This is a genomic window from Shimia abyssi (assembly GCF_003014475.1).
Lineage (GTDB): Bacteria > Pseudomonadota > Alphaproteobacteria > Rhodobacterales > Rhodobacteraceae > Shimia > Shimia abyssi.
This window is the reverse complement of the sequence record NZ_PYGJ01000009.1, coordinates 101,663-128,155: the sequence shown is the minus strand read 5'-3', so window position 1 is coordinate 128,155 and position 26,493 is coordinate 101,663. Positions and strand designations below refer to the sequence as shown.

Sequence of the window (26,493 nt, the reverse complement as noted above, 5' to 3'; positions counted from 1 at the left end):
ATAACAGGCACGTTTCCTATGCAATACACATTCAAACAGGTCGCTTCCGCCAATCGCGCGACGGCGCAGGCGGAAAAGGGGACAAACTGGTCCGTGTACCTGCTTTATCGGGGGTTGGGCACGGTGCTGGCATGGCTATTGCTGAAGACATCGACCACGCCGACACGCGTAACTGTGGTGGCTTTGGGTGTTGTGACGTTGATTCCGGTGATGGCCGGGTTTTTGCCACTGTGGCTGGCAGGATCGGTTTGCTTTGTATTGGCGTTTTTGTTTCAGGTTCTTGATTGCGCTGATGGGTCTATGGCGCGGGCTTGTGGCACGGATTCGGCGGCGGGTGCTCGGTACGATTTCCTGGTGGATATGTTCCAATGGGGTGTGCTTTACGCCTCGATCGGGTTGTTGGCGGATCGATTGGGTGATGGTGGCACATTCTGGACGATGATTGGGTTCGCCGCCGGGTGGCTGAGGTTATTTGCGCGGGTGTGCAATGACAGCGTACCAGAGGGCGAGTCCGATGATGACGGGCCCAAGATGTGGGGTATTATGTGGTTTCTAAATGGGTTGAGCGGATTAGTGCCGCTGTTGTTCCTGTCCGGGCCCTACATGTATCTGGCTGTTATCGCGGTGCTGGTTTACAGCATCGGCGACATCCTTGACGCGCTGACCCGAGTTATTGAATGAAGATTGTTCAGATCACACCTTATGCCATGAATCGACCCGGCGGGGTGCAAAGCCATATCCGTGATCTGAGCGCGTGGCTGTGTGATCAGGGGCATGAGGTACGGATTGTGGCCCCACCCGGAAACGCCCAAATACCGGGGTTAATGGCGCTGGGAAAGTGCCGCAACGTGTCGATCCATGGCACCCGTTTCGAAATGGCACATGCGCGGCGCGAAGAAATCCGCGCCTGTGTCGAAGAGCTGCGCGATTGGGGAGCGGAGGTGGCGCATTTGCATACGCCGTGGACTCCCATGCTGGCGTGGCAGGTCTGGCGCGCGCTGGGGGTTCCGTCGATTGGGACATTTCATGCGACATTGCCCAAGATGTCGGTGTTTGATCCAACCGCGTGGTACCTGCGCCGCAGCGCCCATTATTTCAACAAACGATTGAAGGCTGTCGTTGTACCGTCGGACGCGCCGCTGGCGCAATGGAACGCGGCCAAGGCAAAGCCTCAGCCGTCAGTTATGGCGCCTGCCATCGATCTTTCGGACTGGCGCGTTGCTGGTCAGAACGCTGTCGAGTCAGATCGGCTTCGGGTGGTGTATCTGGGGCGTTTGGAAGAACGCAAAGGCGTGGCGGTGCTGTTGGAAGCATGGAAGCGGGTGCACGATGAACGGCCCGAAGCCGAGCTGATCATTGCCGGGAGCGGGCCTGAGGAAGGGTTGTTGCGCGATCAGGTCAAGCATAGTGACATCGGCGGTGTGTCGTTTCAGCCCCCACCCAAGGACGACGCGGCACGGGAGCTGGTGGCGTCAGCGGACCTGTTGGTTGCCCCGGCCCTATACGGCGAAAGCTTTGGATTGATATTGGCCGAGGCCATGGCGGCTGGGACCGTGCCGATTGCAGCCGCCAATGCGGGGTTTGCATCGGTTTTGACAGGTCCGGGGCGCGAATTGCTGGTGACGCCGGGCGAATCCTGGGGGCTGTGCCGCAAGATCTTGGACTTTGCCGAACATCCGGCAAAGCTGGAACAGATGCGTCGTTGGGCGTTGTCACAGGCCCAACGCTTTGATGTGCGGACCGTGGGGCCGGCGTACGAAACCTTGTATCGGGACGCAATCTAGGGTCGCGCTAGTGCCTTTCAAATCGTGATGGGTTCGGGAACTCGCGGTTGAGCCACGATTTCACGTACCGTTCCACACGCGGATTTGGTCGGCTGCCAAAGCTGTCGTTCAGTGTGTAGCTGAAGGGGCGCTGGCGTTTGAGTTTCCACAGCTGAAACCATGTCCATGGCAGGAAGTTTTCAAGCGAGGCGTAGCCTTCGACGGCATCTGTCTCGGCGCGGGTTGCTTTGTGCGCCAGACCTTGGTCGACCATGGCGTGTGGATAGAAATACTCGAGTGGTATGTTGGACCCATCGCGGAACCGGGTTGCGCGGGTTTGCGCAAATGCGTCTGAAAACGTCTCAGCCAGCGCGGCAACCTGCGACTTTTGAAAAAGGCGCGGTCCGTGGAAGGCGTATTCACGGGGTGACGGCGCATAGGCCGCGTTCAGGATACGGTTGGCATTGGCAAGTGCGTGGTTCCACGGGCCATCCCTTTCAGGGTGAAGCTCGTCTGCGTTCCTGGTGATCTTGCCACGAAACATCGAAAGCGGCAGGCCGTCGCGTTGCAGGACCTCCAACACATCGGGCCGGGTCAGCATCATGTCGTCTTCGAGGAACAAGTAGTGTTCGGACAGGCCCGGCAGCAGGTGCACATGCGACATGATCGAAAACGAATTGAACGTTGGTAGAATGGCGGGATCAGCCACCTCGTCGTGGTGTACAACGCGCAGGTTGGGGTGGTCTGTCTTGAGCCAGTCAGGCACCTGTGGACGCATTGTGAAGAGGTAAAGGTTGCGCATCTGGGGCAAAAACGCATCCAGCGCGCGCAGATTGAACCGCAACAATTCGAGGTTATCCCGTGTCCGGTTCGGGTTCTTGTCATGTGACGTTTCCGAATACTGGCTAAACGTGTCCTGATATCCGGGAAACTGGTCGTCAACCCACATGATCACGACATCCATGGTGTTATCGGCAAAGTCGGGCAATGTGGTTTGGGAAGGTGCTGGGCTGGTCATGGGTGCATCTTGCGAAATGTGAATGACAACGCAAGTAGATATGCGCGGTTGCGCTGGCAAGGGGAACCGTGCCAGACCCATTCAGAGAATAACCATTGTGGAACGGGGCATTGGCGCGCGGCGATCTGGTGATATCGGCAGACTTTGGCACCTCGGGCGTTAAGGCCGGGGTGGTCGACGGCGATCTGACGATACTTGCCCGCAGTATGGCCCCCTATCCGCTGCATCTGGCGCCCGGTGGACGCGCCGAGCAGGCCCCCGAGGATTGGTGGGCTGCGCTGGTTCAGGCGGTCGCAGCTTTGCACGAGGCGCTGCCGGGATTGCGCGAGCGCGTAGGCGCGGTGGTGTTTTGCAGCCAGATATGCGGTGTCATTTGCGCGGATGAAAACGGCATACCGTTGCGCAATTGCCTGACATGGATGGACAAGCGCGGTGCGGTTGAGGGGCGGCGACTGGTTGGCGGGTTTCCGGGCATTCGCGGGTATCGACTGGATAAGGGGTTATTGTGGCTGGCGCTGGCCAATGGCGCACCGGCCCAGAACGGGATGGACCCGACAGCCAAGATGCTGTGGTTGCGGGATCATGAACCCGACGTGTTTGACCGGACCCGATGGTTTCTGGATGTGCGCGATTGGTTGGTGCATAGGGCCTGCGGCGAGATCACAACCATTCCGGAATCGGCCAACCTGACATGGGTGATGAACACGCGGCGTGGTCGCGAAGGGTGGTCGGGTACGCTGGCGCGGATGGCGGGTGTGCCGTTGGACAAGCTGCCCGCGATTGTGCAGGGCGACGCGCCGGTTGGAACGCTGACGACAACTTCCGCGCAAGAGCTGGGTCTGGGCGCACAGGTCGAAGTGATTGGCGGCACGTCGGATGTGACGGCGGCGGCGCTGGGCACCGGTGAGGTAGAGGACGGCGCGCTGCATATCAGCATGGCCACCAGTGCGTGGATCGCAGGGTTCTTTGATAGCCGCCGGGTGAGCATCCCACACGCCTATGCGACGATTACGTCAGGGCTGGCGTACCGCCCGCTGTTGATCGCCACACAGGAAAGCGCCGGCTCGGCGCTGGACTGGGCGGCGCAATTGCTGGGCAAGCCGGTGGCGGACGCGGTGGCAGATATGGGAGAGATACAGCCGGATGATCCGTTTTTCCTGCCGTGGTTGGCGGGTGAACGGGTGCCGGTGGATGATCACACTCTGCGCGGCACGTTCCACGGGCTGGGGCTGGCGCATGATCGGGTGGCGATGATGCGTGCGAGCGCCGAGGGGGTTGCGCTGAACCTGCGGTGGGCGTTTGAGAACGTGCTCAAGGAGCGTGGGGCACAGCAGACTGGCCCTATTGCTTTGGTGGGAGGGGCTGCGGCCAACCCGGTGTTTGCGCAACTGCTGGCCGACAGCCTGAACCGTGAACTGCGCGTGGGTGCGGCACGGCACGCAGGCGTGCTTGGGGCGGCAACGCTGGCCGCGCCTGCGATGGGCTGGGCCACAAGCGCAACTGAGGCGTCGCGGGGCCTTAAGGGGCGCGCAGAGGCCGAATACGCCCCCGATCCAACGCGAGCAGCGCTGATGGATGCGCGGGCAGAACGGCTTGACAAAATTCGGCGGGATGTGATCCGAAGCTATCGGCACGACTAAGGGAAGCAAGGCAATGATTGACGGGTTGTTGAAAGCAAAGATTGATCCGATCTGGGAGTCGATGTCGACACCGCTGGTCAAGGCCGGGTTTACACCCAATCAGGTGACGTTCACCGGGCTGGTGCTGATCCTGTTGATGTCTGGGGCCTATATGCTGCACGGCTCGGCTGTTTTGTACGGCGCCACGCTGGCGGTGGCCTTTGCCTTTGACGCGCTTGATGGCGCCGTGGCGCGGCGGCGGGAAATGCGCAGCAAGGCGGGCGGGTATTTTGACGCGATGGTGGACCGCTATCAGGAGTTGGCCGTGCTGGCGACAGTGGCCTATATGCACGACCTATGGCCACTGGCGCTGGCGTGTTTTTCCGGCAGCGTCATCACGTCCTATGCCAAGGCGCGCACGGCGATCGAGATGGAGATCAGCAACGAGGACTGGCCTGATTTCTTTGAGCGGCTGGAGCGTGTGATCTATCTGTGTGCGATGTTGATTGGTGCGGGTTTTCTGGGAAACTGGCTAATTACTGTGGGCATGGCTGGGTTCGCGATCCTGTCGCATTTCACCGCCTTGCAAAGAATGCGACGCGCGACCCAGATGCTGCGTCAGGTGGACCGGGACGCCAAGTAACGACGGATTGCAATCACGCTGTCTGGCGCCCAGGCCATCATGTAAATCAGGAATGACGACATCAAGAACAGCTCGACTGTGACATAAGTCTGGTAGAGCGCATCGTCGATGGTGCCAAAGGAATAGCTTTTTGCTACAAAGAGAAAGAGATAGAAGGCGGACAGAAACGCGGGCAACCAGATCAGGCGGGCACGGAACCGGCAGGCGCGTGCACTGAGCAACCCGCCCTGCGCGGCAAGTTTACTATAGGCGCGCGAGACAAAGAATGTCGTAAACGTAAAGAATGCCTGAGAAAAGAAGAACAGGTAGCTGCCGACCATATGCATGTCGTTATGATTCGGGAACCGAAACTGGCTGAGGATGACCATTCCGGACGAGGCCATAACCTGAAAGACCAGCGCCAGTACGGTGAGCACCGAAAGGCCAAAAACCTGTGCCTTGGTTGCAATATCCTGACGTTTCAGCACCCCGAGGTAAGAGTGGTATTGCAGCGATAAACCCAAGACCAGAAGCGGACCACAGATCACCATCCACATAGCAAAGGACGGGCCAATGGAAGGGTCTGAAATTGCGCGACTTACTGTTGGGGGTTGTTCCGCCATATAGGCGGGATTGAGCACGGCAAATTCCCAGCGCACTGTGTAAATCAGGTAATTCACAACTACAAAAACGAAGGTTGTGCTGGCCAACCCAATGGTCAGAGCCAGCGCGGTTCTCGCGGATGGAATAGCTGGGTTGGTCACACTGGTTCCTGACGCTCTTGGCGTTGGTCTGAGATGATCTTGCCCGCTGCCATTTTGATCAGGCGGTCGCATTTGTGGAATTGGTGGTCGTCATGCGTGATTGCGATCACGAGGCTGCCGGAAGCGGCGAGTTCCGGTACGAGCACATCGTAGAAAAACGCTCGGTTGGCGGGGTCCTGATCAGCCGCAAATTCATCGAGCACAATGATGGGGCGTTGTTCAGCCAGCGCAACCGCAAGCGCAAGACGACGGCTTTGCCCGGCAGAGAGCGATGTTGTGGAAAAGCGATCCTCGGCCATCGCGACACGTTGGCTCAGCCCAAGCTGAGTTATGCGGCGGTTCAATTCACTAAGTTCATTATCGTCAAAACCGTAGGCCCGTTCGAACAAGTGGAACCCGCTAAAGACGCCCGAGAACAGCTCTCGATACGTGCCGGTGGACTGATCATCCAACGGTTGCCCATCCAACAGGATCTGGCCACTGCCGGGAAGCCGCAATCCCGTGATCAACGACATGAGCGTGGTTTTGCCAGAACCATTGCCGCCACAGATAAACACGGTTTCCCCCGGCTCAAACGTCAGGTCGATCGGGCCAAGCACAAAGGGTTCTGCATCCGGCTTTTCAAGCTCTCTGATTTCCACACCGACAGATCGCAGTTCTATTTTTTCAAAACTATCCTTGGTTTCGCCGGGATGCATCAGAGCGTGCGACTGAGCGTTCTCGAGCGATTTTTCCAACGATTGAATTTTGAAGTAGCCGTTTTCAGCGCGCGACAGGCGCGGCATCATGTTGAACAACAGTTCGGTTGGTCCGTTTGTCAGGAACACAATGGTGAGCACCTGAAACATGGTGGTGGTGTCCCCACCCTGAATGACCGGGATCGCGATAACAACAAAGCACATCAGCATAATGATAGCCGACTGGCCCACCGCCGTGCTGCCGGAATAAAACACCTCGGACCGCATCACATTGGCAATGTTCTCGTCGATTGTATCCAGTGCATCACGTTCCAAAGTCTCGCGGCGCGAGCGGCGCTGACGCAATTCGCGCCAGCCCGACAACATGTCGCCAACCCGGTCGCAATACGCGCCAAACGCCTTTGACGCGCGCAGGTTGCTGGCGCGTGCTGGCAAATCGAGGAAGAAATATCCAACCAGACCGAAGGCAAACGCACCAATCGCAGCCGTGCCTGCGATGGGCGAGACATAAAACAAGTAAGGCACAGCCAAGCCGAGAACCACAATGGCCTCGACCGCTTCGATGACATTGACAACCGCACCTGAAACCTCGCGCACTTCGCGGGTCATGGCCGAATAAACCTGGCCATGCGAGCTGGAGAGCAGGAAATCGACATTCGCCCGCAACAAGCGCGACACCATGCGGCGCTGTAAGGCGCGGTCGATGGCGACGATCAGGCGAAAGGCGCGAATGCGCTGGAAATATCCCGACACGATCAATGTTACAGCGCACAGGAGCAACAATTGCACCGACCAACCAAACCCGTTGCCCGTACCGATCGACTGTGCGGTTTCGTTGATGGCGAATATCATGCCAGAGCGGCTGAGGCTGGCCAGCAGGGTCAGGATGACGACCGGGTCCCGGATTACTCCGGAGGATACGATCATAAATCGGATAACAATGGCGCGACGGCGCAGAAGCGCCCGCAAACCGGGCTCGCCCGGGTCTGGCATTTCGGCCAACTCGATGGTTTTGACTGCCTCGGTTCGCGCGTGCGAAAATTGCTCCGTCTTGGCTGTCATTAAACTCGTCACCTTTGCTTGGCCCCACCAACGTGCCAACGATTGGCAAAGTGGCGAATGGCCTTGGTATTATTTCGGTCTTCTAGTGCGCCGTTTCCACGGTTCAAATTGGCCAGCGCCGTGAGTTTGTAGTGCAATGCATTGGCCTTGGGCAAGAAACTAAGGCTGCGACATGGGATAACGTGGCGGGGAGCCTTGCACAGCGCGCTGGTGCGCACGTCATCAGCGAGAAACGCAGCACGCGGCGTGTCGGACAGGTCGGCCAGAACGGAGAGGTCAAAGAAACGCGGCCTGACCGCATACCCAAAGACCCCCATAAAAATATCCACCGGGCGCAAACCACTTTGGCGATGTCCGCGTATCGGCGCGGGTGGGCTTTCACGCAGGTTAGAAAGCCACGTTGTGGGACGGTCGGTCAGATCCTCGGGGACCACCCAACCTGCCATGGTGAGGGCCGTGTCGGAGTGCGTTTGTGTGGCGGCTTCGAAGATGGCGATGAAGTCATGCGGATAGATCCGATCATCATCGACGGCGACGATCCATTGGTCGGGCCCGGCGTTCAAGGCCGTCGGGATCAGTTTTGTCGCCGGGCCGTGATCAGGACCCCGCACAATTTCCACCGAAGCGAGATCTTTTAGGTGCGAGGGAATGTCGTAACTTACATCTTCGCGAAGAGAATGGTCTGGCACATTGAGAAAGATTTTCTTCGGCGGTCTGGACTGATCGAGCAGCCCTTTGAGCACGGTTTCAATCAGGGTGATGCGACTTGGGATCGTGGTCAGCGACACCACGAGATCAGTTTTGTCTGCCGCCTTCCATGCCTGATCTAACCCGCGCAACGTTTTGCGGGACAGGCGGCGTTCGCGCAGCAGGTCAGACACCAGCCGTTCGCCTTCGAACAAGTGGTGCAACCATATCGCCGCGACCAACGTGACAAGCACCGCAAGCATCGCCAAAGCGAGATAGATCAAAGCTCAGCTCCCTGCTCGTCCAAATTTCGCGCCGGTTTTATTGGCAACTGGTCTTTCCCCGTCTGCACCGGTTACATATGCGCCAGAGCAATAACCCCGGGTGCCTTGGGATGCAAAGACCGAATGATGTGATTTTTGTGACAGCCGCAGATGCGCGGTTTACGCGCAACTTACATCAGCTGTTGCGCGCCGTTAAACGCCATGGCTGGAACAAAGGCGCGCGTTGGATTGTCTATGATATCGGCATGGAAGCAGCACAGCGCGCGCGGTTGTTGGAGCTGTTTGACTGGGTCGAGCTGCGCAAGCTCGATCTGAACGGATTGCCGCCGCATTATGTGCCATCCTATGGCGCCTACGCGTGGAAAGGTCTCGTGGTTTGGGAGGTCGTCAAAGAAGCGCAGGGTGTTGTGTTTTGGGTCGATAGTGCGAACCTGCCGCGTGGGTCGATGACCGAGATGGTCGATTGGGTGCGCGAGCACGGGTTTTATATGCTACGCGGTCAGACCAGCCTGATGGGGCGATGTGACCGGCGTATGTTGGAACGGCTGAAGGTGCCGCGCTGGATCTGGGGATCGCGCGAGTTGGCGTCGGGGCTGGTGGGTGTTGATGCATCCCGGCCTGAGATGCGCAAGATCATAGAGGATTGGGCAACGCTGTCGGAGGATGAAGAGATTATCCGCCCGCCGAAGAACACCTTTGAAGGGCATCGCAACGATCAGTCGGTGCTGAACGCGCTGGTGCAACCGCTGAGCAGCACCGGTGACTTGAAGTTACCAGAGCAGGATATTGATATCGCCTGTGGGCGACCGGTGAAGTTTATCTCAACCCGCAACAAGCTGGGCCCGGATTTCCCCGATTGGGCGGATGTGTTTGCGCGCGCCTATTATGCGGTTTGGAAAGCGGTTGATCAGGCGCTTATCCGCACGGACCAGTGGATTGGCCCAAGATGGTTTCCCAGTCGGTGGATAGGCGAGTATTTTGAGGTCCGTCTGAAGCGGCGCGGTGAGACCGGTGACGAGGTTCTGCCCTGCCCGCTTGGGCATTATTATGCTGATCCGTTTCTGTGGGAAGAGGACGGAAAGACATGGGTGATGCTGGAGGATTTCCGCTATATCACCATGCGTGGCACCCTTGTCGCAATGCCGTTGGAGGGTGCGCGCAAGGCAGTGCCGGTGCTGGACCCCGGTGTGCATACGTCGTTTCCGTTTATGTTCCGCCATGGCGACAAAACATGGATGCTGCCCAAAACCTGTGCCAATGGGCGGGTTGATCTGTACGAGTGCACGTCTTTTCCATCTGGATGGCGCAAGCACCGCAGCATTTTGGACGGCGTGGACGCCGCTGACAGTGTAATCTTTGAACACGGCGGGTGTTGGTGGCTGATCACGTCGATCCGATCCCCGCAAGCGGGAACGGGCAATCGGTATCTGGCGATATTCCATACTGATGATCCGATTGACGGTGAGTGGACCGCGCACCCGGTTAATGTCGAAGGGCGCGAGATTACCAAGGGGCATGGCACTGGTCGCAACGCCGGGGGAGTCTTTGAATGGGAGGGGCAGTTGATCCGCTGTGTGCAGTCCAGCCGAGACTATTATGGGCAGGGCATGGAATACAGGCGGATGGAGTTGACGCCGGATACGTTTGACGAAGTGGCAATCCCCACGCCACCGCATCTGGAGATGACCGAGGTCGAGGGTGTGCATCACTGTTCGCAATTGGGTGAGCTGGTGGTGTGGGATCGGCGCACAAGGCACTGACCGATCGCGCGTTCTGGGCGCGCGTCGTTTCCTGCAAGCCCGGTTCGCTTTCCGGTCAGTGGGCGGCGCACCGATCTGTCACGACTCGGGGTAGCTTCAGTTTAGGAGGTTGCCCCCATGGCACTTGATTCCCGCCGCCGCGCCGGCGGCCGCTCTGCCCGTCGCGCCGTGCGCATGGCCCACGATTTCACAATGCTGCCCGGTCTGACCCGCAAGATCCCTGTTTGCGAAGTCATGGATGGCAGTCAGGTTGAGCGTATTCACAATGCGTCGATGGATATTCTTGAAAACGTCGGCGTGCAGTTTCGCGACCCGATTGCCATCGCAGACTGGAAACGGGCCGGAGCCAAGGTGATCGGCGAGCTGGTTTATCTTGATCGCGGTCTGGTGATGGACCTGATTTCGACCATTCCGTCGGATTTCACCTATCACGCGCGTGACCCCAAAAAGAACGTCCGGCTGGGGGGGAAACATTCGATTTTTGTGCCTATGACCGGCGCGCCCTATCTGCGCGATCTGGACGATGTGCGGCGCAATCCGATGCTGGATGATCTGGCGATGTTTCACAAGCTGAGCCATATGATGCCCGCCTTGCACAGCTCGGCACATCACATTGTTGAGCCGTATGATCACCCGATCAGCCAACGCCATTTGCGGATCACCTATTCGTCGATGAAGTATTCGGACAAGACGTTCATGGGGATGACCACATCACCCAAGAACGCCGAAGATGTCATGGACATGTGCGCCATTCTGTTTGGCGAAGAGTTCATCATGAACAACCCTGTCACGACCGGGAATTGCAACGGTAACTCCCCGTTGGTGTGGGACGAAACCATGCTGGGTGCGTTGCGGGCCTTTGGCGCGAGACGCCAGCCTGTGCTGTGCTCGCCCTTTGTGCTGGGCGGTGCGAACACGCCCGCCTCGGTCGCGGCGTCGGTGGCGCAGCTGAACGCAGAGGCGCTGTCGGCATTGGCCTATACGCAGCTTTGCAACAAGGGTACGCCCGCGATTTACGGGCATTATTTGTCGACCGTTTCCATGAAATCCGGCGCGCCGATGGCGGGCACGCCCGAGATCAGCCTGATGAATTTCATGATCGGTCAGATGGCGCGGTTTTACGATGTGCCCTGGCGCACTTCGAACACATTGGGCGGGGCCAAGACGTTTGATGCCCAAGCTGGGTATGAAAGCGCGACGACCCTGTCGGCGGTTATGCATGCGGGGGCGAACTATATCTGGCATTCGGCCGGGTGGAACGAAGCCGGAATGCATTGTTCGGTGGCCAAGTTTGTGGTGGATGCAGAGCAATGCGCCATGGCCTATCGCATGGCAGAGGGGCCGAAATGGGATGATTTTGACGCCGCACTTGCCGCTGTGCCCGATGTGGGACCGGGTGGGCATTACCTTGGCCATCCACACACACAGGAGAACTTTCAGACTGCGTATTTCATGCCGGACCTGTTCGACAATAATTCGATTGAACAGTGGGCGGCGGAAGGGTCTGTCGAGATTACTGAGCGCGCATTGACACACGCCAAAAACCTGTTGAATGCCTATGAAGAGCCGAAGCTGGACGAGGCCAGGAACGAAGCGTTGCTGGACTATATCGCGCGGCGCGAGCGTGAAATTCCAGCAGCGGATGAGCTGAACCAAAGCTATTAGACGCAAGTTCCCAGATTGAAACTGCTGCCCAGTGGCGGCACAGTGGGCGTGTTGATGACAGCACGCCCATAGGCCATTTGATGATCAAATCCGAAACGTTTGCCTTTTTGCTGGTGCCCGAGTTTACGCATATCGCGTTTTCTTGTGCCATTGAGCCCTTGCGGATTGCCAATCTGATTAGCGGCAGAACTCTATATTCTTGGGTGCTGGCCAGCTCTGATGGTACGCGCGCGGTCTGTTCAAACGGCACCGTTACGTTGGTGGATATGGACTACAGGTCGCTGCCCCATTGCGACCGGGTGTTTGCCTTGTCCGGGATCAATGTGCACAACCATCTGGAGCCGGATTTGTTAGCGTGTTTGCGTCAGCAACGTGCGCGTGGTGCGAAGATTGGTGCGTTGTGTTCGGGGGCTTTCTTGCTGGCCAAGGGCGGCATGTTGGACAATATGCGGGCGGCGATCCATTGGGATTTTCACGACGGATTCATGGAGGATTTCCCTGAAGTGAACCTTGTGAGCAGCGTGTTTGTGGCCGATGAGCCGATTGTGACCGCGTCGGGCGGGACGGCGACGGCTGACCTGATGCTGCATCTGATCGAAGAGACCCACGGCGCGGACCTTGCCATCGCTGTGGCGGATCAGATGGTCTACAATGCTGTGCGAGAGGGGACGGCGGAGCAACGCGTGTCGCTGCAATCGCGCCATGGGATGCGCAATCCGCATTTGGTCAAGGCCATCCAGATCATGGGCGACAGCATTGAGGCACCCAAGTCTCCGTCACGCATTGCCGAGGAAATCGGGATTTCTACGCGGCAACTGGAGCGTTTGTTTGGGCGGCATCTGAACTGTTCGCCCAAGAAATACCTGATGGACCTGCGCTTGCAGCGCGCGCGCAATTTGCTGGTACAGACGGATCAGTCGGTGACCGAGGTTGCGCTGGCCTGCGGGTTTGAGAGCCCGGGCCATTTTGCGCGGGTGTATCGCAGTAAGTTTGGCATTACGCCAACAGCGCAGCAGGCCAAGTTGAGCTGACAATCACCCAACCTGAAACCATGTTTTCATTCCGGCTTGCGAATGCGAGAGCATGTGACAATGCAGCAACCACTTGCCGGGATTATCAGCAACAAAGGCAAAATCGCGCGCCTCTGAGGGGGCCAGGAGGACGGTGTCTTTGTGAGGGCCAAACCCGTCTGAGAGCACTTCCTGGAAGTGCATTCCGTGCATGTGCATGGCGTGAGGGAACGCAGTGTCATTCTTCATTTGCAGCACGATCGTTTCGCCCAAGGACGCGTCAAAGAATGGTGCCTCTGGAAAGCTCGCAACGCCGCTGAGGGTCCACATTTGCCCCTGTCCGACCAATTCGCGCATGGACAGATCGCGGCCCTGATAACGCCCCGCCTGTAGCCCGCTCATTGCGCCGCCCTCCATACGCAGGGGTATTGTGCGCGCATTCTCGACGGTTGTTAAGCGAGTGATAGGGTTGGGCGACAACGCTTTGGGCGCGGCGCGGCGGGTGGTTGCGCCCGTGGCTACGGGAAATTCATTGAGCACATAACCCTGATCGCGGTCTTGAAAGACCAACAACACCTCGCCCCCCGTTTCGGCGGTAACATCGACAATTACGTCGGCGCGTTCGGCAGGGCCGAGGGTAAGTGTGGCGAGGGGTTCAGGCGCGGTGAGCGGCATGCCATCACGGGCGACGATCCAGCCATCCACACCGCGCAGGGACACTGGCATGATGCGATTGGTGGCAGTGTTGATGAAGCGCAGGCGCAGACGCTCATGCTTGCGGAATTGGGCGGGGGCAGCGTCGAACACAGCGTGAATATAGTTGCCAAGCCGCCCAGCATGGCTGAGATCGTGGCGGTTTTCAAAGTCGTCGGATATCTGGGCCGTTTCCGTCAGGCGCCAATCATCCAGCACCACGGTCAGATCGTAATCAACCTCTGGCGCGTCGGGTTCTTCGATAATCAACGCACCGTAAAGGCCGCGTGCGACCTGCTCAAAAGAGCGACTGTGGGAGTGATACCAGTAGGTGCCAGCATCCCTGAGCGCGAGGTCATAGAGAAAGTCTTCGCCGGGCTGTACCGGGTCTTGGGTGAAGCCGGGCACGCCATCCATGTCGTTGCGCACGCGCAGGCCGTGCCAATGAATGCTGGTGGATTGGTCGATCCCATTGCGCAGACGGACATTTAGAATATCGCCCTGCTGGGCGCGCAGTTGCGTGCCGGGAACAGCGCCATTATAGCACCACACTTTGGTTGGTGGATATTCGGGGTCAACCAGTTGCGCGCTGGCGGGTTGGGCGTGCAGCAGAGTTTCGTGGCCGCTGGCGCGGGCGAACGCGGGCAATGCCAACGCGGCGGTGGCGGATTTGAGAAGGGTGCGGCGAGTCAGACGGGTCACGCGGGAGTTTCCTGTTCGTGGGCAGCGCTGTCGAGCGGGAACCAAACATCAAAACGTGTCCCCTGCCCCAGTGTGCTGTCTGCGGTGATGGTGCCAGAATAAAGTTCGACCAGTTTGCGAGTGATGGACAGGCCGAGCCCGGTACCTTCACCCTGTTTGGTTGTGTAAAACGGGTCGAATATCCGGGCGAGGATGTCGGGTGTCATGCCCGTGCCCGTGTCCATCACGCCAATGGCGACGCCGGGCCTGTTTTCTTGGGGTACGTCGCGGACCGAAAGGGTGAGCGCACCGCCATCGGGCATAGCGTGGATCGCGTTAACGATGAGGTTGATCAACACCTGTTGCAGCTCGGTCCGGTTGATCGCAATGACGTTGTCGCTGGAGAGATCAAGTGTCAGGTCGATTTCTGCGGTGTTCAGCAGGTGCTGGACCAGCGGGATCGTGTCAGACATGACATCCGCAGGGCGGTGATGTTCGAGGCTGTCGGCGTATTCGTCTGGCCGGGTGAATTGCAGCAGCTTGTTCACGATCAGAAAGACAGAGTGCACCTGTTCGTCGATCAGACGCAGTTCGGTACGCACACGATCTGCCTCGACCCCGAGTTCGGAGCGGATCACGTCGAGATTGCCTTGGATCACCTGAATGGGGTTGTTGACCTCATGCGCGATCCCAGCGGCGATTTCACCTACTGCGGCAAGCTTTTCGGAGACAACAAGCTGTTTGGTGGTCGCCTCAAGACGCTGGTTCGCGTCTTTTAGATCGCGGGTGCGTTCTGCGACACGACGGTTCAGTTCGCGGTCGCGTTCTTGAATCTGATCCAAAAGTTCATCCATTTGCGCGGCAACACGCCCAATTTCATCCGCCGAATAATGTACGCCGGTCCGCGCGCCAAGGTCGCCTTCTTCGACCTGCACAATGGTGCCGAGCATCCGTTCGAGCGGGTTGAAAATCTGACGCGCCCAGCGCAGGAAGATCGGCACAGATATGGCGACGATCACGGCAAAGGCGATTGCGAATGTCAGGATGGTAGAGAATTTGGCGTCGCGAAATGGTTGGTCAAGAAACCCGACATAGAGCATTCCAACACGATTGCCGTAGCTGTCGACGATGGGTTCATAGGCCGAAATATACCAGTCATTCACAACAAACGCGCGATCCAGCCAGACCTCGCCCTGTTCCAGGACGGTTTCGTGCACAATGGCCGAAACGCGCGTGCCCAGCGCACGTTCGTTCTGAAACAAGCGCACATTGGTTGAAACGCGCACATCTTCGAGAAACAGAGTGGCGGTGCCAAGGCTGCCTTGGGTCAGGGAGGCCGTGGGATAGACGAGATCGTTGATCGTATCGATGAACTCAAGGTTTCGATTGAGCAGCACGCCGCCCACCATCACTCCATCCCTGCCAACTGGGGTAGCGGTATGAACAACCATGCCGCGTGTCTCCTCGGTCCGCGCGGTTGGAACGGCGGCCTCGGTTGGGACAAGCGCAATGCGCGCGCGTTCTGCCAGAAGGGACGAGATATGCAACAGGTCGGCCCGCGTAAAAATGTCGATCTGGGTTGACGGCTGCCCGGCAAGGGCCTGTTGCACAACGGGCCATTTCATCAGCGGCGCAGCGTCAGTGATGCGAGGAGAGGACAGAATCGTACCATCGGTCGTGGTGTAGTAGAGGAAGTCAAAGCCAAGCTCGGCACGCCGTGTGTCGAGCATGTCGAGCAGCATTTTGTCATCGCCAGACTCGATTTGACGCACGAAGGTGGCGGACTCGGCCACGGCGCGCAATTGCAGGTCGCTGTTTTCTGCAAGACGCGAGAAATATTGATCTGCGATAGTCAGTTCGCCGTTCACCTTGGCAATCAGCAGATTGTCAAATCGCGACGACCAGTTGACCGCCGTCACCATAAAAAAGAGCGGCATCACCACAAGCGTGGGCAGGAGTGCTATCGCCAACAGGCGGATCCGCACCGACATGGCGCGTTTTCTTAGCACCCCGTTGTCAGCCATTCCACATCGCGCATTTGCGGTCGATGGTCTTGCGCGAGACACCCAGACGGCGCGCGGCCTCGGCCCGGTTTCCGTCGCAGGCATCCAGCACAGTGAGAATATGGCGGCGCTCTACCGCGGCAAGGCTGTCGACGGCCTCTACTTCTTCGCCATCCTGACCGGTGGCGAACTCTGCCGGCCATTCGCCTACGATCAAAGAGCGTTCAATCAGGTTGCGCAGCTCGCGTACATTGCCGGGCCAGTCATAGCGCGACATGTTCAAAAGCACCCCTTCAGACAGGGTGAGCGGTGCAACGCCAAGCGATTTGGATATCTGTTGGATGAACATCAGGGCCAGTTCCTTGATGTCGCCAATCCGGTCGCGCAGCACGGGCATCTGAATGTTGAGCACATTGATGCGGTGATAAAGATCTTCGCGGAAACGGCTCTGAGCGACGGCCTCTTGCAGGTTGCCATTGGTGGCAAAGATAAAGCGCAGATCTAGCGGCACCTCGCGAGACGAACCGACGGGGCGGATTTTGCGGTGTTCAATGACCCGCAAAAGCGCGGCCTGTACCGGTGCGGGAAGTTCGACGATTTCGTCCATATAGAGCGTGCCGCCATTGGCGTTCATAAACACCCCGTCCTGACGGATGGTGCGCCCGGTTTGATCCTGCCGAATTTGCCCGAACAGTTCGTGTTCCACCATGTCGCCCGAAATCGTGGCGCAATTGATCGGGACAAAGGGCTTTTCGGCGCGATCCGACATCACATGAAGCGCGCGTGCGCCGACCTCTTTGCCGGTGCCCGTGTCGCCCGTTAACAGCACAGGCGTGGGCAACGGGGCTGCGCGCTCAAGTGTGGCGCGGATGTTTTCGATCACCGGAGAGGTACCAAGCAGGCGCGAGCGCACCTGTGTGTTTCCCGAGGCAAGTTCGTATTTCAGAAGGTAGTTTTCACGACGCAAATTTACCCTGTCAACACAGCGGGCGACAGCATTGAGAATCTGGTTTGAGCGGAAGGGTTTTAGAACAAAGTCCACCGCGCCCGCGCGCATGGCCTCGATCGCAGTGTCCATATCGGCAAAGGCCGTGATCAAAATGGTGTCGGCAAAAAGGCCAAGCTTGCGCTGTTCGCCAAGCCATTCAAGGCCCGTTGTACCAGGCATGACATTATCGAGGATCACGATATCGAAGTGATTTGCATCTAGCAGACGCGAGGCCACCTCGGTGTTGGCGGCCTGTTCGATACGCCCCACAAGCGGTTGCAGGATCTTGACGATAAAATTGCGGATGCCCGGTTCGTCATCCACCACGAGTACCGACGCGGTGGCAAGGCCGATCCCAAACTCTGATTGAGCCCTAGGTTCCGTGCGAGGACGAGACAAGTTCAGATGTGCCGTGGTCATCTATGTTAATCCAGTCGCACCGAGCTGCCGCTGGCGACGTCGCTGGCTGAAAAACCAGCCGAGTGCAGGCCATAGTAAGCCGCGACGGAGATCACGGCGATGGCGACACACGAGAGAAGAAAGGCTTTCATATCAGTTTTCCTTGGTTTCGCTGAACCGTCGCAGATAGTCGATCAGATCAGCGCGATCCTGGGGACTGGTGATGCGCTGAACCGGCATCTTTGTCCCTTTAATATACACGTCAGGGCCCAGATCAAAAAGAGCGTCTATAGTCGCAGGCCCCCAGATAATGTCCGACGTTGTAAGGGTTTGAGAGTAGAAATAATCTGGCACAGTTCCGGCGGGGCGCCCAAAAACATTCATTAGTGTAGGCCCCGCACGGCGCGCGCTGGTTTCGGTCAGCGTGTGGCAAATCGAACATTTGCGCTGGAACTGACGCTCTCCGTTGGTAGCGTTTTGCGACCCGTTCAGGAACGGGCGATCCTGGGAAACCATGCGCGGCGCATCGCGCGTGCCGTTTAGGGGCCATGAGAACATGGCATCATCCAGACCGCCCGCGTGAATATTCTCTCCGTCCGCAGCAAATTCCAACGCCCAGATCGGGCCGCGATGGGTGGCGCGGAAATCAGCGTGTATGGCCCACTCCGCCGTGTCGAGGACCATAATGTATCCTTCGCCGTCGCCAATCGCGAGGTAGCGCATGTCGCGACTGGCCGCCATGGCAAGGATTGGACGGCGATCAAGCGTGACATCCTTGATTGTTTCGGCCGACTCTATGTCGACGATGCGGGTGACACCATCGACCGCTCCAAAAGCCAGCCAGCCAGCTTTTTCATGCGCAACGAGCGTGTTAACGCCAAATCCGTTGCTGAGGAACAGGCGTTTTTGAGCACCTGTTTTAACATCCCATTCGCGGATTTTTCCGTCTGCGGCGGCAGTCATCAGCCCCGCGCCGCCATCAAGAAACGCGATGTCGTTGACGTTGGACGCGACGGGAATAAAACGTGGCTTACCGCCATCGAGTGGCCAAATTCCAACCGTGCCGTCCCAGCTGGCGGTGGCGATGGTTTTCCCATCAGGCGAGACACGCAACGAAATCACTTTGCCCTTGTGCGCGCCGAGGCGCGTGGCCGTGCCGGTTTGCAGATCCCAGAGCAGTACCGCAAAGTCGTCACCTGCCGACACCGCGACCGTATCGACGACAAATCGCACAGTATTGGCGGCGGCTTCGTGCGCTTCTAACCAGCTTGGCGCTTGGTCTCTCCAATAGCCCAGAGAATTGTCGAAGCTGGCGGTGAGAATGCGATCGCCAGACGGCGAGACTGCGATCCCCTTGATCGGGCCACCATGGCCCTCAAGAGTAAAAAAATCGCCCGCCAGCGCCAGACCCGGCGCCAACAAAAGGCTGAGAACGATGCCGCCGAGCCGCATTTTATTCAGCAGGCGTGGCCTGATCCGGGGCGGACTTGGTGCGTTCCATTTCCTTTTCGTACCAGAGCGAGTGGTGCTCTTTGGCCCATTGTTCTTCGACGTCGCCCGTACCCATCGCGTCAAATGCCCCTTCCATGCCAACGCTGCCCAGATAGATGTGGGCAATGACAATCATGATAAAGGCAAAGGCGACGATGGCATGCCACGCCTGGGAATATTGCATTTCTTGATAAGGCGAGAGCACCTCTGGCAAGGGTGTGCCCATTATCAGTTCTGGCAAGCCCGTCGCGTTCAGGATCACAAATGTCTTGGCAAATGTCGGTATCTCGAACGGAAAGAGCAGCGACAGACCCGACAGCGAAATAGAAAAGCCCAGCAGAATTACGGACCAGAAAATGATCTTTTGGCCGGCGTTGAATTTGTGTGCCGGTGGATGCACGCCCTTGGAAAACAGCCCGCCCCCTTTGGCCAACCAACGCAGGTCGGTCATGTTGGGGATGTTGTGCACGACCCACATCACAAAAACCATCACCAGCGCGATCATAAAGGCCCACGCAACGTTGTTGTGCACCCATTTTCCCGCCAGCGCGATTGTCGCGTAAGCCTCTTTGCCCATCCACGGCATGATGAAATTGCGCCCCGCGATCAGGAACAGGCCGGTCAGGGCCAGCAGAATAAAGGAAATACCGAGTGTCCAATGCGCAAAGCGTTCGATACCGACAAACCGTGTGATCTTGCGTCCGGTTTTTTCACCGTCGATACGAATTTTTCCACGTAGTAAGAAAAACAGCAGGATAACGGCGAGCATTCCGCCCAGCGCGTAAAAACCATACTTGAGAAGCGGCCCCTCGCGGAAGGTCAGCCATGTCATGCCGTTGTCTTGAATGAGCACACCGGCGACAGGGCCGCGGGCCGATGTCGAGGTTGTCGCGCTTCCATAGCGCAGAGCGCGGTAAACTTCGGAATCTGAGGCAACCCCACGTGTGCCAAGTTGACCGATCAGCCCCTCAACGTTGGCTTGGCCCGTCGCATCACGGCGGAACGTGTCATCGATCTTCTCGCCCCGCTGTCGCGCCATAATATCTTCGAGGGTTTGCGCGCCACCGGTGGCGGCACGGGTGTCATTGGAACCGGTCGCCTCTTGGGCGACCCCCATGGTGGACACCAGACAGATCGTCAGGATGGACAGCAAAAGGCGCAAACGGGTCATGCGAAAAATCTCCTCGGCACACGCAGGTGCCACAGGTTTAGGAATGTGTTGATCAGCGCTGCTCAACTGGATTGCAACGATGGGGAAAGGCCGGGCAGCGCACCGCCCGGCCTCATTTCAAAAGCCAGCTTTAGCCGCCTTTTTGTTCATAGGCTGTACCCCAGCCCCAAGCACCAGACCCAAACCCGCGCGCCACGACGCGTTCGCGGTAGATGGCCGACACAACATCGCCGTCACCTGCGAGCAGTGCCTTAGTCGAGCACATTTCGGCACAGATCGGCAGTTTGCCTTCTGCAATCCGGTTGCGCCCGTACTTGGAGAACTCGGCGTTCGAGTGGTTTTCTTCGGGACCGCCAGCGCAGAAGGTACATTTGTCCATCTTGCCACGAGACCCGAAGTTACCTGCTTGCGGATATTGCGGCGCGCCAAACGGGCACGCGTAGAAGCAATAGCCGCAGCCGATGCACAAGTCCTTGGAGTGCAAAACCACGCCTTCTTCGTTCTGATAGAAGCAATCCACCGGGCAAACGGCCATACAGGGCGCGTCCGAACAGTGCATGCAAGCCACCGAAATCGAACGTTCACCCGGATTACCGTCGTTGATGGTCACAACACGGCGCCGGTTGATGCCCCAAGGCACCTCGTGCTCGTTCTTACAGGCGGTCACACAGGCGTTGCATTCAATGCATCGCTCAGCGTCGCAGAGAAATTTTGCTCTTGCTGCCATTTTCTCTTCTCCTCCTTACGCTGCCCAGATTTTGCAGAGAGTCGCTTTGGTCTCTTGCATCTGGGTCACTGAATCATAGCCATAGGTCTGTGCCGTGTTGGTGGATTCACCAAGCACATACGGATCGGCCCCGGTTGGGTACTTGTCCCTGAGGTCCTTACCTTCGAAATGGCCGCCAAAGTGGAAGGGCATGAACACCACACCTTCGCCCACACGGTTCGTGACCATGGCCATCACTTTGACCTTGGCCCCTTCGGCCCCTTCGACCCAAACCTGCGCGCGGTCACGTACCCCGAGATTATTCGCATCACGCGGATTGATCTCGATGAACATGTCCTGTTGCAGTTCGGCCAACCACGGGTTGGACCGGGTTTCATCCCCGCCACCTTCGTATTCAACCAGACGACCCGAGGTCAGGATCAGCGGATAGTCCTTGCTGAAGTCCTGTTTCTGGATCGAGGCATACATGGTGGGCAAGCGATAAAACTTGCGGTCCTCGTAGGTTGGGTAATCCGCCACCAGATCGCGCCGCGGCGTATAGAGCGGCTCGCGGTGAACCGGGATCGGATCGGGGAAGGTCCACACGACGGCCCGCGCCTTGGCATTCCCAAAGGGCGCACATTCGTGCTTGATCGCAACCCGCTGAATACCGCCCGACAGGTCGGTCTTCCAGTTGGTCTTGGGACCAGCAACCGCATCAATCGATGCGCGTTCCTCATCCGTCAGATCGCCATCCCATCCCAGATCCATCAGCATCTGCATGGTGAATTCGGGATAGCCGTCCTGAATTTCGGATCCAACGCTGGAAACGCCCTCCGCCAAGAGGTTGTCACCATCACGTTCGACACCAAAGCGGGCGCGGAAGGTCAGGCCGCCCTCGGAGACACGTTTGGACATGTCATAGAGGTTTGGCGTACCCGGATGGCCCATCTCGGCTGTTCCCCAGCACGGCCATGGCAAACCGTAATAGTCGCCATCCGCTGGACCACCAATCGCCTGAAGCGTTGTGCGGTCGAACGTGTGCTGGTTTTCCATGTGCAGCTTGATCCGCTCCGGGCTTTGACCGGTGTAACCGATCGTCCAGAGGCCCGAGTTGAACTCGCGCGTGATGCTTTCGACATTTGGTGTCTCGGCATCTTCCATCTCGATATTGCGGAACAGGCGGTCGCCCCAACCAAACTTGTTCGCGAACTTGGCCATGATGACCTCATCCGGCAAACTTTCGAACAGCGGCTCGATCACACGATCACGCCATTGCAGCGAACGGTTGGACGCCGTGACAGAGCCACGGGTTTCGTACTGCGTACAAGCCGGTAGCAGATAGACGCCATCAGTACGGTCATGCAGAACAGCGGAAACAGTGGGGAACGGGTCAACCACGACCAGCATGTCCAGCTTTTCCATAGCTGTCTTCATTTCCTTCATACGCGTCTGTGAGTTGGGCGCGTGGCCCCAGAGCACCATGGCCCGAACATTGTCCGGCTGATCCATGTTCTCTTTGTCCTCGAGGATACCGTCGATCCAGCGCGACACCGGGATACCGGTGAGGTTCTGTAGTGACTTCTCCTTGCCATCCGCACCTGTGGTTGTCGCGAACTGGGCCTTGAGCCAATCGCCATCTTCACCCCAGACACGGCCCCAGTGGCCCCATGCCCCTGCGGAGAGGCCATAGTAACCCGGAAGCGTATGGCTGAGAACACCAAGGTCTGTTGCACCCTGAACGTTGTCGTGGCCGCGGAAGATGTTTGTGCCACCCCCGGACGTGCCCATGTTGCCCAACGCAAGCTGCAACACACAATACGCACGCGTATTGTTGTTACCGTTGGTGTGCTGTGTACCACCCATACACCAGATCACGGTGCCGGGGCGGTTATTGGCCATGGTACGCGCCACGCGGCGCAGCTGTGTACCGGGTGTGCCGGTCACGCGCTCCACTTCTTCGGGAGTCCACTTAGCGACTTCTTCCTTGATCTGGTCCATGCCCCAGACACGGGTGCGGATGAACTCTTTGTCCTCCCAGCCGTTGTCAAAGATGTGCCACAGAATACCCCAGACCAGCGCCACGTCCGTACCGGGACGGAAACGCACATATTCATCGGCGTGGGCCGCTGTGCGGGTAAAGCGCGGATCGCAGACGATCAGCGGAGCGTTATTCTGCTCTTTGGCGCGCAGAACATGCAACAGCGAAACCGGATGCGCCTCGGCAGGGTTGCCGCCGATGATGAAGATAGCCTTGGAGTTGTGGATGTCGTTGTAGGAGTTGGTCATGGCGCCGTAGCCCCATGTATTTGCAACACCAGCCACGGTCGTCGAGTGACAGATACGAGCCTGATGATCCACGTTGTTCGTGCCCCAATAGGCGGCAAACTTGCGGAACAGATAGGCCTGCTCGTTGTTGTGCTTGGCCGAACCAAGCCAATAGACGCTGTCAGGTCCACTCTCTTGGCGGATGTTCATCATGCCGTCGCCAATCTCGTCGATGGCCTGTTCCCAGCTGATGCGCACCCATTCCCCGTTTTCCTTCTTCATCGGGTACTTGAGGCGGCGTTCGCCGTGAGCATGTTCGCGTACGGCGGCACCTTTGGCGCAATGTGCCCCGAGGTTGAACGGGCTGTCCCAGCCCGGCTCTTGGCCGACCCAGACGCCGTTTTTGACCTCTGCCACAACGGTACAGCCGACCGAGCAGTGTGTACAAACGGATTTCACAGTGTCCACAGCGGCACTGACGACTTGTTGCGCCTGCGCTTGTGTTACGGTTCCGCCGGTGGCGCCTATTGCAGCCAGACCGCCAATGGCGAGGCCCGATCCGCGCAGGAACGTGCGGCGATCGACAGACTTTTCAGCTGCCGCAGACAGGATACTTGTCCGCTGGGGGCGTCGCGCAACCCCGTTGGTCTTTTTCCTAAGCATGTTTTTCCTCCCTTGCTCCCCCAATTCGATGCTGGGGTGGCTTGGTTAGTGTTCAAAACCCGACCGGTGGGCGTCACGCAACCAGTGGTCGGGGGCGGGGTGTCATCGTCCGATTCCGCGTATTGATTTGAATTGCATTGAAATACGTTGCCTCTCCCCTTTCGGGTCGAACACGCATTTCAATTCTCTGCATTCCAGAAAATCAAAACGCTCTTAAAACCGGGCGCTGTCGTAGTAGGCGCGGGTATGCGCGGTGTCCTGCATGGCATCGCGGGTCAGGTCAGCCGGTTGGGCTTCGCTGGATTGCGGTGACATCACGGCAATGGCTGCCGCGGCCGGAGCTGCGGTAGAAGCGAGCTTCAGGAAGTCACGCCGGGATTGGCCGGTGTCTTCTTTGTCTTTGCGCATTTCATCCTCCTTTGGGTTGGCCGGTGGGGTCCGGCAGGTTCAATTGACGTCAGTCCGCCCCCATGCGGAACGCTTGTGTTTCAATGTCGAGAAATGCCTTGCCGACGGTTCCGACGGGCGCATAGAAAACCGAGTGCTGAGCTGTTTCGAGATCGGAAAAGAAATGCTCAGCCCAGGGTGCGATGTGTTTGAAGAAGAAGTCTTTCTGACGCTGGAGCGGCACCGGATCGCCAAAACGGCCCCGGATCATGCCTGCCATCATCTCGAACAAAGAGGCGATGTTGTCCTCGGGCTCATAAACGTTAGGCGCGCGGGTGATCCTCAGTGCGGCCATGTCCGCCCGCAATCCGGCTAGTGGCTTTTCGTTCAAAAAGCCGGTCAAGTAATAGCTGGCATATGGCATCAATTCGCCACGGGCGAGGCCGATAAAGAGGGCGTTGAATTCGCGTTTGATGGCTTTTTCATTCGTGGCTCTGGCAACACGCGCCATGGTGGCGATGGCCTGCCCCAAGTCGCTGTCATCCCCTGTCAGACCAATCGCACGTGTCAGCAGATCCTTGCTTGGTGGACCCGCGAGGAGTGCTGCAAGGAAATCGTACAAATCAGCGCGCAGTGCATCTTCTTCGGCGATTTGAATGGTCTGGGCTGCGTCGGTCATGACGTCTCCGTGGCTGTGGGGGATGAGTTGGCTTGGGTGTCGTCAAATGCAAACCGAAGGCGGCGGCGTTGTAGAGCGACGGGCTCCTGATCGGTGTCCGTGTCATGGTCGGCAACTGTGTCCATTGGCGCGGCAGCGGGTGGATCGCACGCGTCCATCATAGGCTCCCGCGCATCGTCTTCAGACTGGGCCAGCGTCAGGTCATGGGTGTCGTCGGCATCTTTCAAATCGGGTTCGGGAGGATTTGCCTCGAGTTCGGCCTGACGCGCCATTTCCTCGATATGTTTCAACATGCCCTTGCCAACCTGATAGGCGGTTTGCATGCCCTCAATCACCGTGGCGCTGTCTGTATAATCCTCGCCATAATCGACCAAAGCATCGACATTGGCGAGCACGGGGTTTGACAGCCACAACTTGCGCAGCGCGCGCCGTCGGATGCGCTCGGGGACCGCTTTGGCAAGAAAGACCGAGAAGTCATCGCCCTGCTCCAGCGTATCCGGGTCAGGCAACTCCAGATCAGAGAGGATTTCCGCGTCGGTCTTTTCCTCAAGTGCCGTATGGGTCTCGGCCAGCTCGGCCTGCTCTGTCGCAATCGTCTCGGCCTCAGCCTCGGCTGCAACAGCAGCTTTGCGGCGGGCCCAGAAGTCTCTTGGTTTGGTGGCAGGAGCTTGGGTCAATTCAGCCTCCCCCGACGTGGCGTTCGGAAGACGTCGGACAGCTGCGAGATGCGCGGATCACCTTTGCCATCTTCAACAAGATCGATACGTTTCTTGTCGCGGCGGCGTTTGACGAACACCTCTTCTTCGTGATGTTCGCTCACAAAATCGCGGATCAGCGCCACAAGGCCTTCGGGCATCGGCACCAGTTCAACAAGCTCTTCCCCGCTGTCCGCGTAATCTTGAAATTCGTAAGGGGACGCTGTGGCCAGCACTACGTCGTAAGGGTGTTCTCCAGTGCCCTCTCGCAGCACAACGCCGATTGACGGCACCCGAGAAGACAGTCCGGTCAGGTACGCTTCGGTATCTGTGGCCCAGAGATCGAGCTGCACCGTGGCGGCGTGATATTCGACCGCGTCCCCTTCTTCGCGCAGAACCTGCCAATCGGCTTGCGCGGCTCCGGGCAGAACGCTGACCGCCTTCCACGACCACTTGGCCCACCGGCTGACCGATGGGGTTCGGCGGATCACGATGCCCAATGGCAAGGATACCGGCGCAGTTCGCATATTTGTTAGTGCTCCTCCCGAGTCTGACCAGAACGACGGCTTGAGTACTGGTTCAGAAATTATTTTTATGATCCGGCCAAAGTCCGACTTTGCCAAAGGATTTCGCGCAGACGCTGAAATAGACGGCACAAAATGGACAATTTGCGCCAAATGCCGGAGCCACCCAGAGCGTTGCGGACAGAATGTCCAC

Annotated in this window: 23 protein-coding genes; 7 read left to right on the top strand and 16 right to left on the bottom strand. The window is 58.2% G+C overall.

The window, feature by feature from the left end; genetic code table 11:
• Window positions 1–18: 18 nt before the first annotated feature.
• Together CLV88_RS14350 and CLV88_RS14345 are read left to right on the top strand one after the other, a co-directional pair.
• Entirely contained in the window at window positions 19–681 is a 663-nt protein-coding gene (locus CLV88_RS14350; protein WP_106609100.1) for a CDP-alcohol phosphatidyltransferase family protein, read from the top strand.
• Window positions 678–1,784 (top strand): glycosyltransferase family 4 protein, encoded by a 1,107-nt coding sequence (locus CLV88_RS14345; RefSeq protein WP_106609099.1) that lies wholly within the window; start codon window positions 678–680, stop codon window positions 1,782–1,784. Before CLV88_RS14350 ends, CLV88_RS14345 begins: the two co-directional genes overlap by 4 nt.
• Before the next feature lie 7 nt (window positions 1,785–1,791).
• Here the strand turns inward: CLV88_RS14345 and CLV88_RS14340 are convergent, their stop codons facing one another.
• Window positions 1,792–2,781 (bottom strand): hypothetical protein, encoded by a 990-nt coding sequence (locus tag CLV88_RS14340; protein WP_165798905.1) that lies wholly within the window; start codon window positions 2,779–2,781, stop codon window positions 1,792–1,794.
• A 110-nt stretch (window positions 2,782–2,891) separates the two neighbouring features.
• Here CLV88_RS14340 and CLV88_RS14335 point away from each other — a divergent pair, with 110 nt between their 5' ends.
• Window positions 2,892–4,421 carry a xylulokinase gene (locus CLV88_RS14335; protein ID WP_165798904.1) on the top strand — a complete coding sequence of 510 codons (1,530 nt, stop codon included), beginning with the start codon at window positions 2,892–2,894 and terminating at the stop codon, window positions 4,419–4,421.
• A gap of 13 nt (window positions 4,422–4,434) precedes the next feature.
• Entirely contained in the window at window positions 4,435–5,043 is a 609-nt protein-coding gene (locus tag CLV88_RS14330; RefSeq protein ID WP_106609096.1) for a CDP-alcohol phosphatidyltransferase family protein, read from the top strand.
• Here the strand turns inward: CLV88_RS14330 and CLV88_RS14325 are convergent.
• Genes CLV88_RS14325 through CLV88_RS14315 form a run of 3 tightly spaced genes read right to left on the bottom strand, consistent with a single transcriptional unit; the run spans window position 5,019 to window position 8,517 of the window.
• Window positions 5,019–5,786 (bottom strand): hypothetical protein, encoded by a 768-nt coding sequence (locus CLV88_RS14325; RefSeq protein ID WP_165798903.1) that lies wholly within the window; start codon window positions 5,784–5,786, stop codon window positions 5,019–5,021. The two genes, CLV88_RS14330 and CLV88_RS14325, sit on opposite strands and share 25 nt — an antisense overlap.
• Complete coding sequence (locus CLV88_RS14320) at window positions 5,783–7,546, bottom strand: cyclic peptide export ABC transporter (protein WP_106609094.1); 1,764 nt, start codon at window positions 7,544–7,546, stop codon at window positions 5,783–5,785. Before CLV88_RS14320 ends, CLV88_RS14325 begins: the two co-directional genes overlap by 4 nt.
• An 8-nt stretch (window positions 7,547–7,554) precedes the next feature.
• A complete protein-coding gene (locus CLV88_RS14315) occupies window positions 7,555–8,517 on the bottom strand; it encodes a hypothetical protein (protein WP_106609093.1) in 963 nt (320 codons plus the stop codon).
• Window positions 8,518–8,627: 110 nt separating this feature from the next.
• Between CLV88_RS14315 and CLV88_RS14310 the strand changes: the two genes are divergently transcribed.
• The 3 genes from CLV88_RS14310 to CLV88_RS14300 all read left to right on the top strand — a co-directional run bounded on the left by CLV88_RS14310 (window position 8,628) and on the right by CLV88_RS14300 (window position 12,973).
• Complete coding sequence (locus CLV88_RS14310) at window positions 8,628–10,277, top strand: glucosamine inositolphosphorylceramide transferase family protein (RefSeq protein ID WP_165798902.1); 1,650 nt, start codon at window positions 8,628–8,630, stop codon at window positions 10,275–10,277.
• A gap of 117 nt (window positions 10,278–10,394) precedes the next feature.
• A complete protein-coding gene (locus tag CLV88_RS14305; protein ID WP_106609091.1) occupies window positions 10,395–11,942 on the top strand; it encodes a trimethylamine methyltransferase family protein in 1,548 nt (515 codons plus the stop codon).
• A gap of 80 nt (window positions 11,943–12,022) precedes the next feature.
• Window positions 12,023–12,973, top strand: a complete 951-nt coding sequence (locus CLV88_RS14300; RefSeq protein ID WP_106609090.1) for a GlxA family transcriptional regulator — start codon at window positions 12,023–12,025, stop codon at window positions 12,971–12,973.
• A gap of 3 nt (window positions 12,974–12,976) precedes the next feature.
• Here the strand turns inward: CLV88_RS14300 and CLV88_RS14295 are convergent, their stop codons facing one another.
• The 12 genes from CLV88_RS14295 to CLV88_RS14245 all read right to left on the bottom strand — a co-directional run bounded on the left by CLV88_RS14295 (window position 12,977) and on the right by CLV88_RS14245 (window position 26,303).
• Complete coding sequence (locus CLV88_RS14295) at window positions 12,977–14,347, bottom strand: multicopper oxidase family protein (protein WP_243403669.1); 1,371 nt, start codon at window positions 14,345–14,347, stop codon at window positions 12,977–12,979.
• Complete coding sequence (locus tag CLV88_RS14290; protein WP_106609089.1) at window positions 14,344–16,350, bottom strand: cache domain-containing protein; 2,007 nt, start codon at window positions 16,348–16,350, stop codon at window positions 14,344–14,346. Before CLV88_RS14290 ends, CLV88_RS14295 begins: the two co-directional genes overlap by 4 nt.
• On the bottom strand, window positions 16,343–17,737 hold the full coding sequence (locus CLV88_RS14285; RefSeq protein WP_106609088.1) for a sigma-54-dependent transcriptional regulator: 1,395 nt from the start codon (window positions 17,735–17,737) through the stop codon (window positions 16,343–16,345). Before CLV88_RS14285 ends, CLV88_RS14290 begins: the two co-directional genes overlap by 8 nt.
• Window positions 17,738–17,742: 5 nt before the next feature.
• Window positions 17,743–17,868: a hypothetical protein gene (locus CLV88_RS23585; RefSeq protein WP_279338355.1), complete on the bottom strand. Its 126-nt coding sequence runs from the start codon at window positions 17,866–17,868 to the stop codon at window positions 17,743–17,745.
• A 1-nt stretch (window position 17,869) separates the two neighbouring features.
• A complete protein-coding gene (locus tag CLV88_RS14280; protein ID WP_106609087.1) occupies window positions 17,870–19,168 on the bottom strand; it encodes a c-type cytochrome in 1,299 nt (432 codons plus the stop codon).
• Between the two features lies 1 nt (window position 19,169).
• The gene (locus CLV88_RS14275) at window positions 19,170–20,378 is read right to left on the bottom strand and encodes a formate dehydrogenase subunit gamma (protein ID WP_106609086.1); all 1,209 of its coding nucleotides are present in this window, start codon (window positions 20,376–20,378) and stop codon (window positions 19,170–19,172) included.
• A gap of 130 nt (window positions 20,379–20,508) precedes the next feature.
• Window positions 20,509–21,105, bottom strand: a complete 597-nt coding sequence (fdh3B, locus tag CLV88_RS14270) for a formate dehydrogenase FDH3 subunit beta (protein ID WP_106609085.1) — start codon at window positions 21,103–21,105, stop codon at window positions 20,509–20,511.
• 15 nt (window positions 21,106–21,120) lie between these two features.
• A complete protein-coding gene (locus CLV88_RS14265) occupies window positions 21,121–24,015 on the bottom strand; it encodes a formate dehydrogenase subunit alpha (protein ID WP_106609084.1) in 2,895 nt (964 codons plus the stop codon).
• Window positions 24,016–24,228: 213 nt separating this feature from the next.
• A complete protein-coding gene (locus CLV88_RS14260) occupies window positions 24,229–24,423 on the bottom strand; it encodes a twin-arginine translocation signal domain-containing protein (protein WP_106609083.1) in 195 nt (64 codons plus the stop codon).
• 49 nt (window positions 24,424–24,472) lie between these two features.
• The gene (locus CLV88_RS14255) at window positions 24,473–25,081 is read right to left on the bottom strand and encodes a TorD/DmsD family molecular chaperone (protein ID WP_106609082.1); all 609 of its coding nucleotides are present in this window, start codon (window positions 25,079–25,081) and stop codon (window positions 24,473–24,475) included.
• Entirely contained in the window at window positions 25,078–25,758 is a 681-nt protein-coding gene (locus CLV88_RS14250) for a DUF3306 domain-containing protein (RefSeq protein WP_106609081.1), read from the bottom strand. Before CLV88_RS14250 ends, CLV88_RS14255 begins: the two co-directional genes overlap by 4 nt.
• Entirely contained in the window at window positions 25,755–26,303 is a 549-nt protein-coding gene (locus tag CLV88_RS14245) for a DUF3305 domain-containing protein (RefSeq protein WP_106609080.1), read from the bottom strand. The genes CLV88_RS14250 and CLV88_RS14245 overlap by 4 nt, the downstream gene beginning before the upstream one ends.
• Window positions 26,304–26,493: the final 190 nt, after the last annotated feature.

What these genes read in the sequence shown, in the direction of transcription:
- CLV88_RS14290 (WP_106609089.1), bottom strand. Translation starts at nt 16,350, where the DNA reads ATGGCTGACAACGGGGTGCTAAGAAAACGCGCCATGTCGGTGCGGATC.
- fdh3B (WP_106609085.1), bottom strand. Translation starts at nt 21,105, where the DNA reads ATGGCAGCAAGAGCAAAATTTCTCTGCGACGCTGAGCGATGCATTGAA.
- CLV88_RS14260 (WP_106609083.1), bottom strand. Translation starts at nt 24,423, where the DNA reads ATGCGCAAAGACAAAGAAGACACCGGCCAATCCCGGCGTGACTTCCTG.
- CLV88_RS14345 (WP_106609099.1), top strand. Translation starts at nt 678, where the DNA reads ATGAAGATTGTTCAGATCACACCTTATGCCATGAATCGACCCGGCGGG.
- CLV88_RS14275 (WP_106609086.1), bottom strand. Translation starts at nt 20,378, where the DNA reads ATGACCCGTTTGCGCCTTTTGCTGTCCATCCTGACGATCTGTCTGGTG.
- CLV88_RS14340 (WP_165798905.1), bottom strand. Translation starts at nt 2,781, where the DNA reads ATGACCAGCCCAGCACCTTCCCAAACCACATTGCCCGACTTTGCCGAT.
- CLV88_RS14245 (WP_106609080.1), bottom strand. Translation starts at nt 26,303, where the DNA reads ATGCGAACTGCGCCGGTATCCTTGCCATTGGGCATCGTGATCCGCCGA.
- CLV88_RS14310 (WP_165798902.1), top strand. Translation starts at nt 8,628, where the DNA reads ATGCAAAGACCGAATGATGTGATTTTTGTGACAGCCGCAGATGCGCGG.
- CLV88_RS14320 (WP_106609094.1), bottom strand. Translation starts at nt 7,546, where the DNA reads ATGACAGCCAAGACGGAGCAATTTTCGCACGCGCGAACCGAGGCAGTC.
- CLV88_RS14285 (WP_106609088.1), bottom strand. Translation starts at nt 17,737, where the DNA reads ATGACCACGGCACATCTGAACTTGTCTCGTCCTCGCACGGAACCTAGG.
- CLV88_RS14255 (WP_106609082.1), bottom strand. Translation starts at nt 25,081, where the DNA reads ATGACCGACGCAGCCCAGACCATTCAAATCGCCGAAGAAGATGCACTG.
- CLV88_RS14305 (WP_106609091.1), top strand. Translation starts at nt 10,395, where the DNA reads ATGGCACTTGATTCCCGCCGCCGCGCCGGCGGCCGCTCTGCCCGTCGC.
- CLV88_RS14265 (WP_106609084.1), bottom strand. Translation starts at nt 24,015, where the DNA reads ATGCTTAGGAAAAAGACCAACGGGGTTGCGCGACGCCCCCAGCGGACA.
- CLV88_RS14300 (WP_106609090.1), top strand. Translation starts at nt 12,023, where the DNA reads ATGATCAAATCCGAAACGTTTGCCTTTTTGCTGGTGCCCGAGTTTACG.
- CLV88_RS14280 (WP_106609087.1), bottom strand. Translation starts at nt 19,168, where the DNA reads ATGCGGCTCGGCGGCATCGTTCTCAGCCTTTTGTTGGCGCCGGGTCTG.
- CLV88_RS14330 (WP_106609096.1), top strand. Translation starts at nt 4,435, where the DNA reads ATGATTGACGGGTTGTTGAAAGCAAAGATTGATCCGATCTGGGAGTCG.
- CLV88_RS14350 (WP_106609100.1), top strand. Translation starts at nt 19, where the DNA reads ATGCAATACACATTCAAACAGGTCGCTTCCGCCAATCGCGCGACGGCG.
- CLV88_RS23585 (WP_279338355.1), bottom strand. Translation starts at nt 17,868, where the DNA reads ATGAAAGCCTTTCTTCTCTCGTGTGTCGCCATCGCCGTGATCTCCGTC.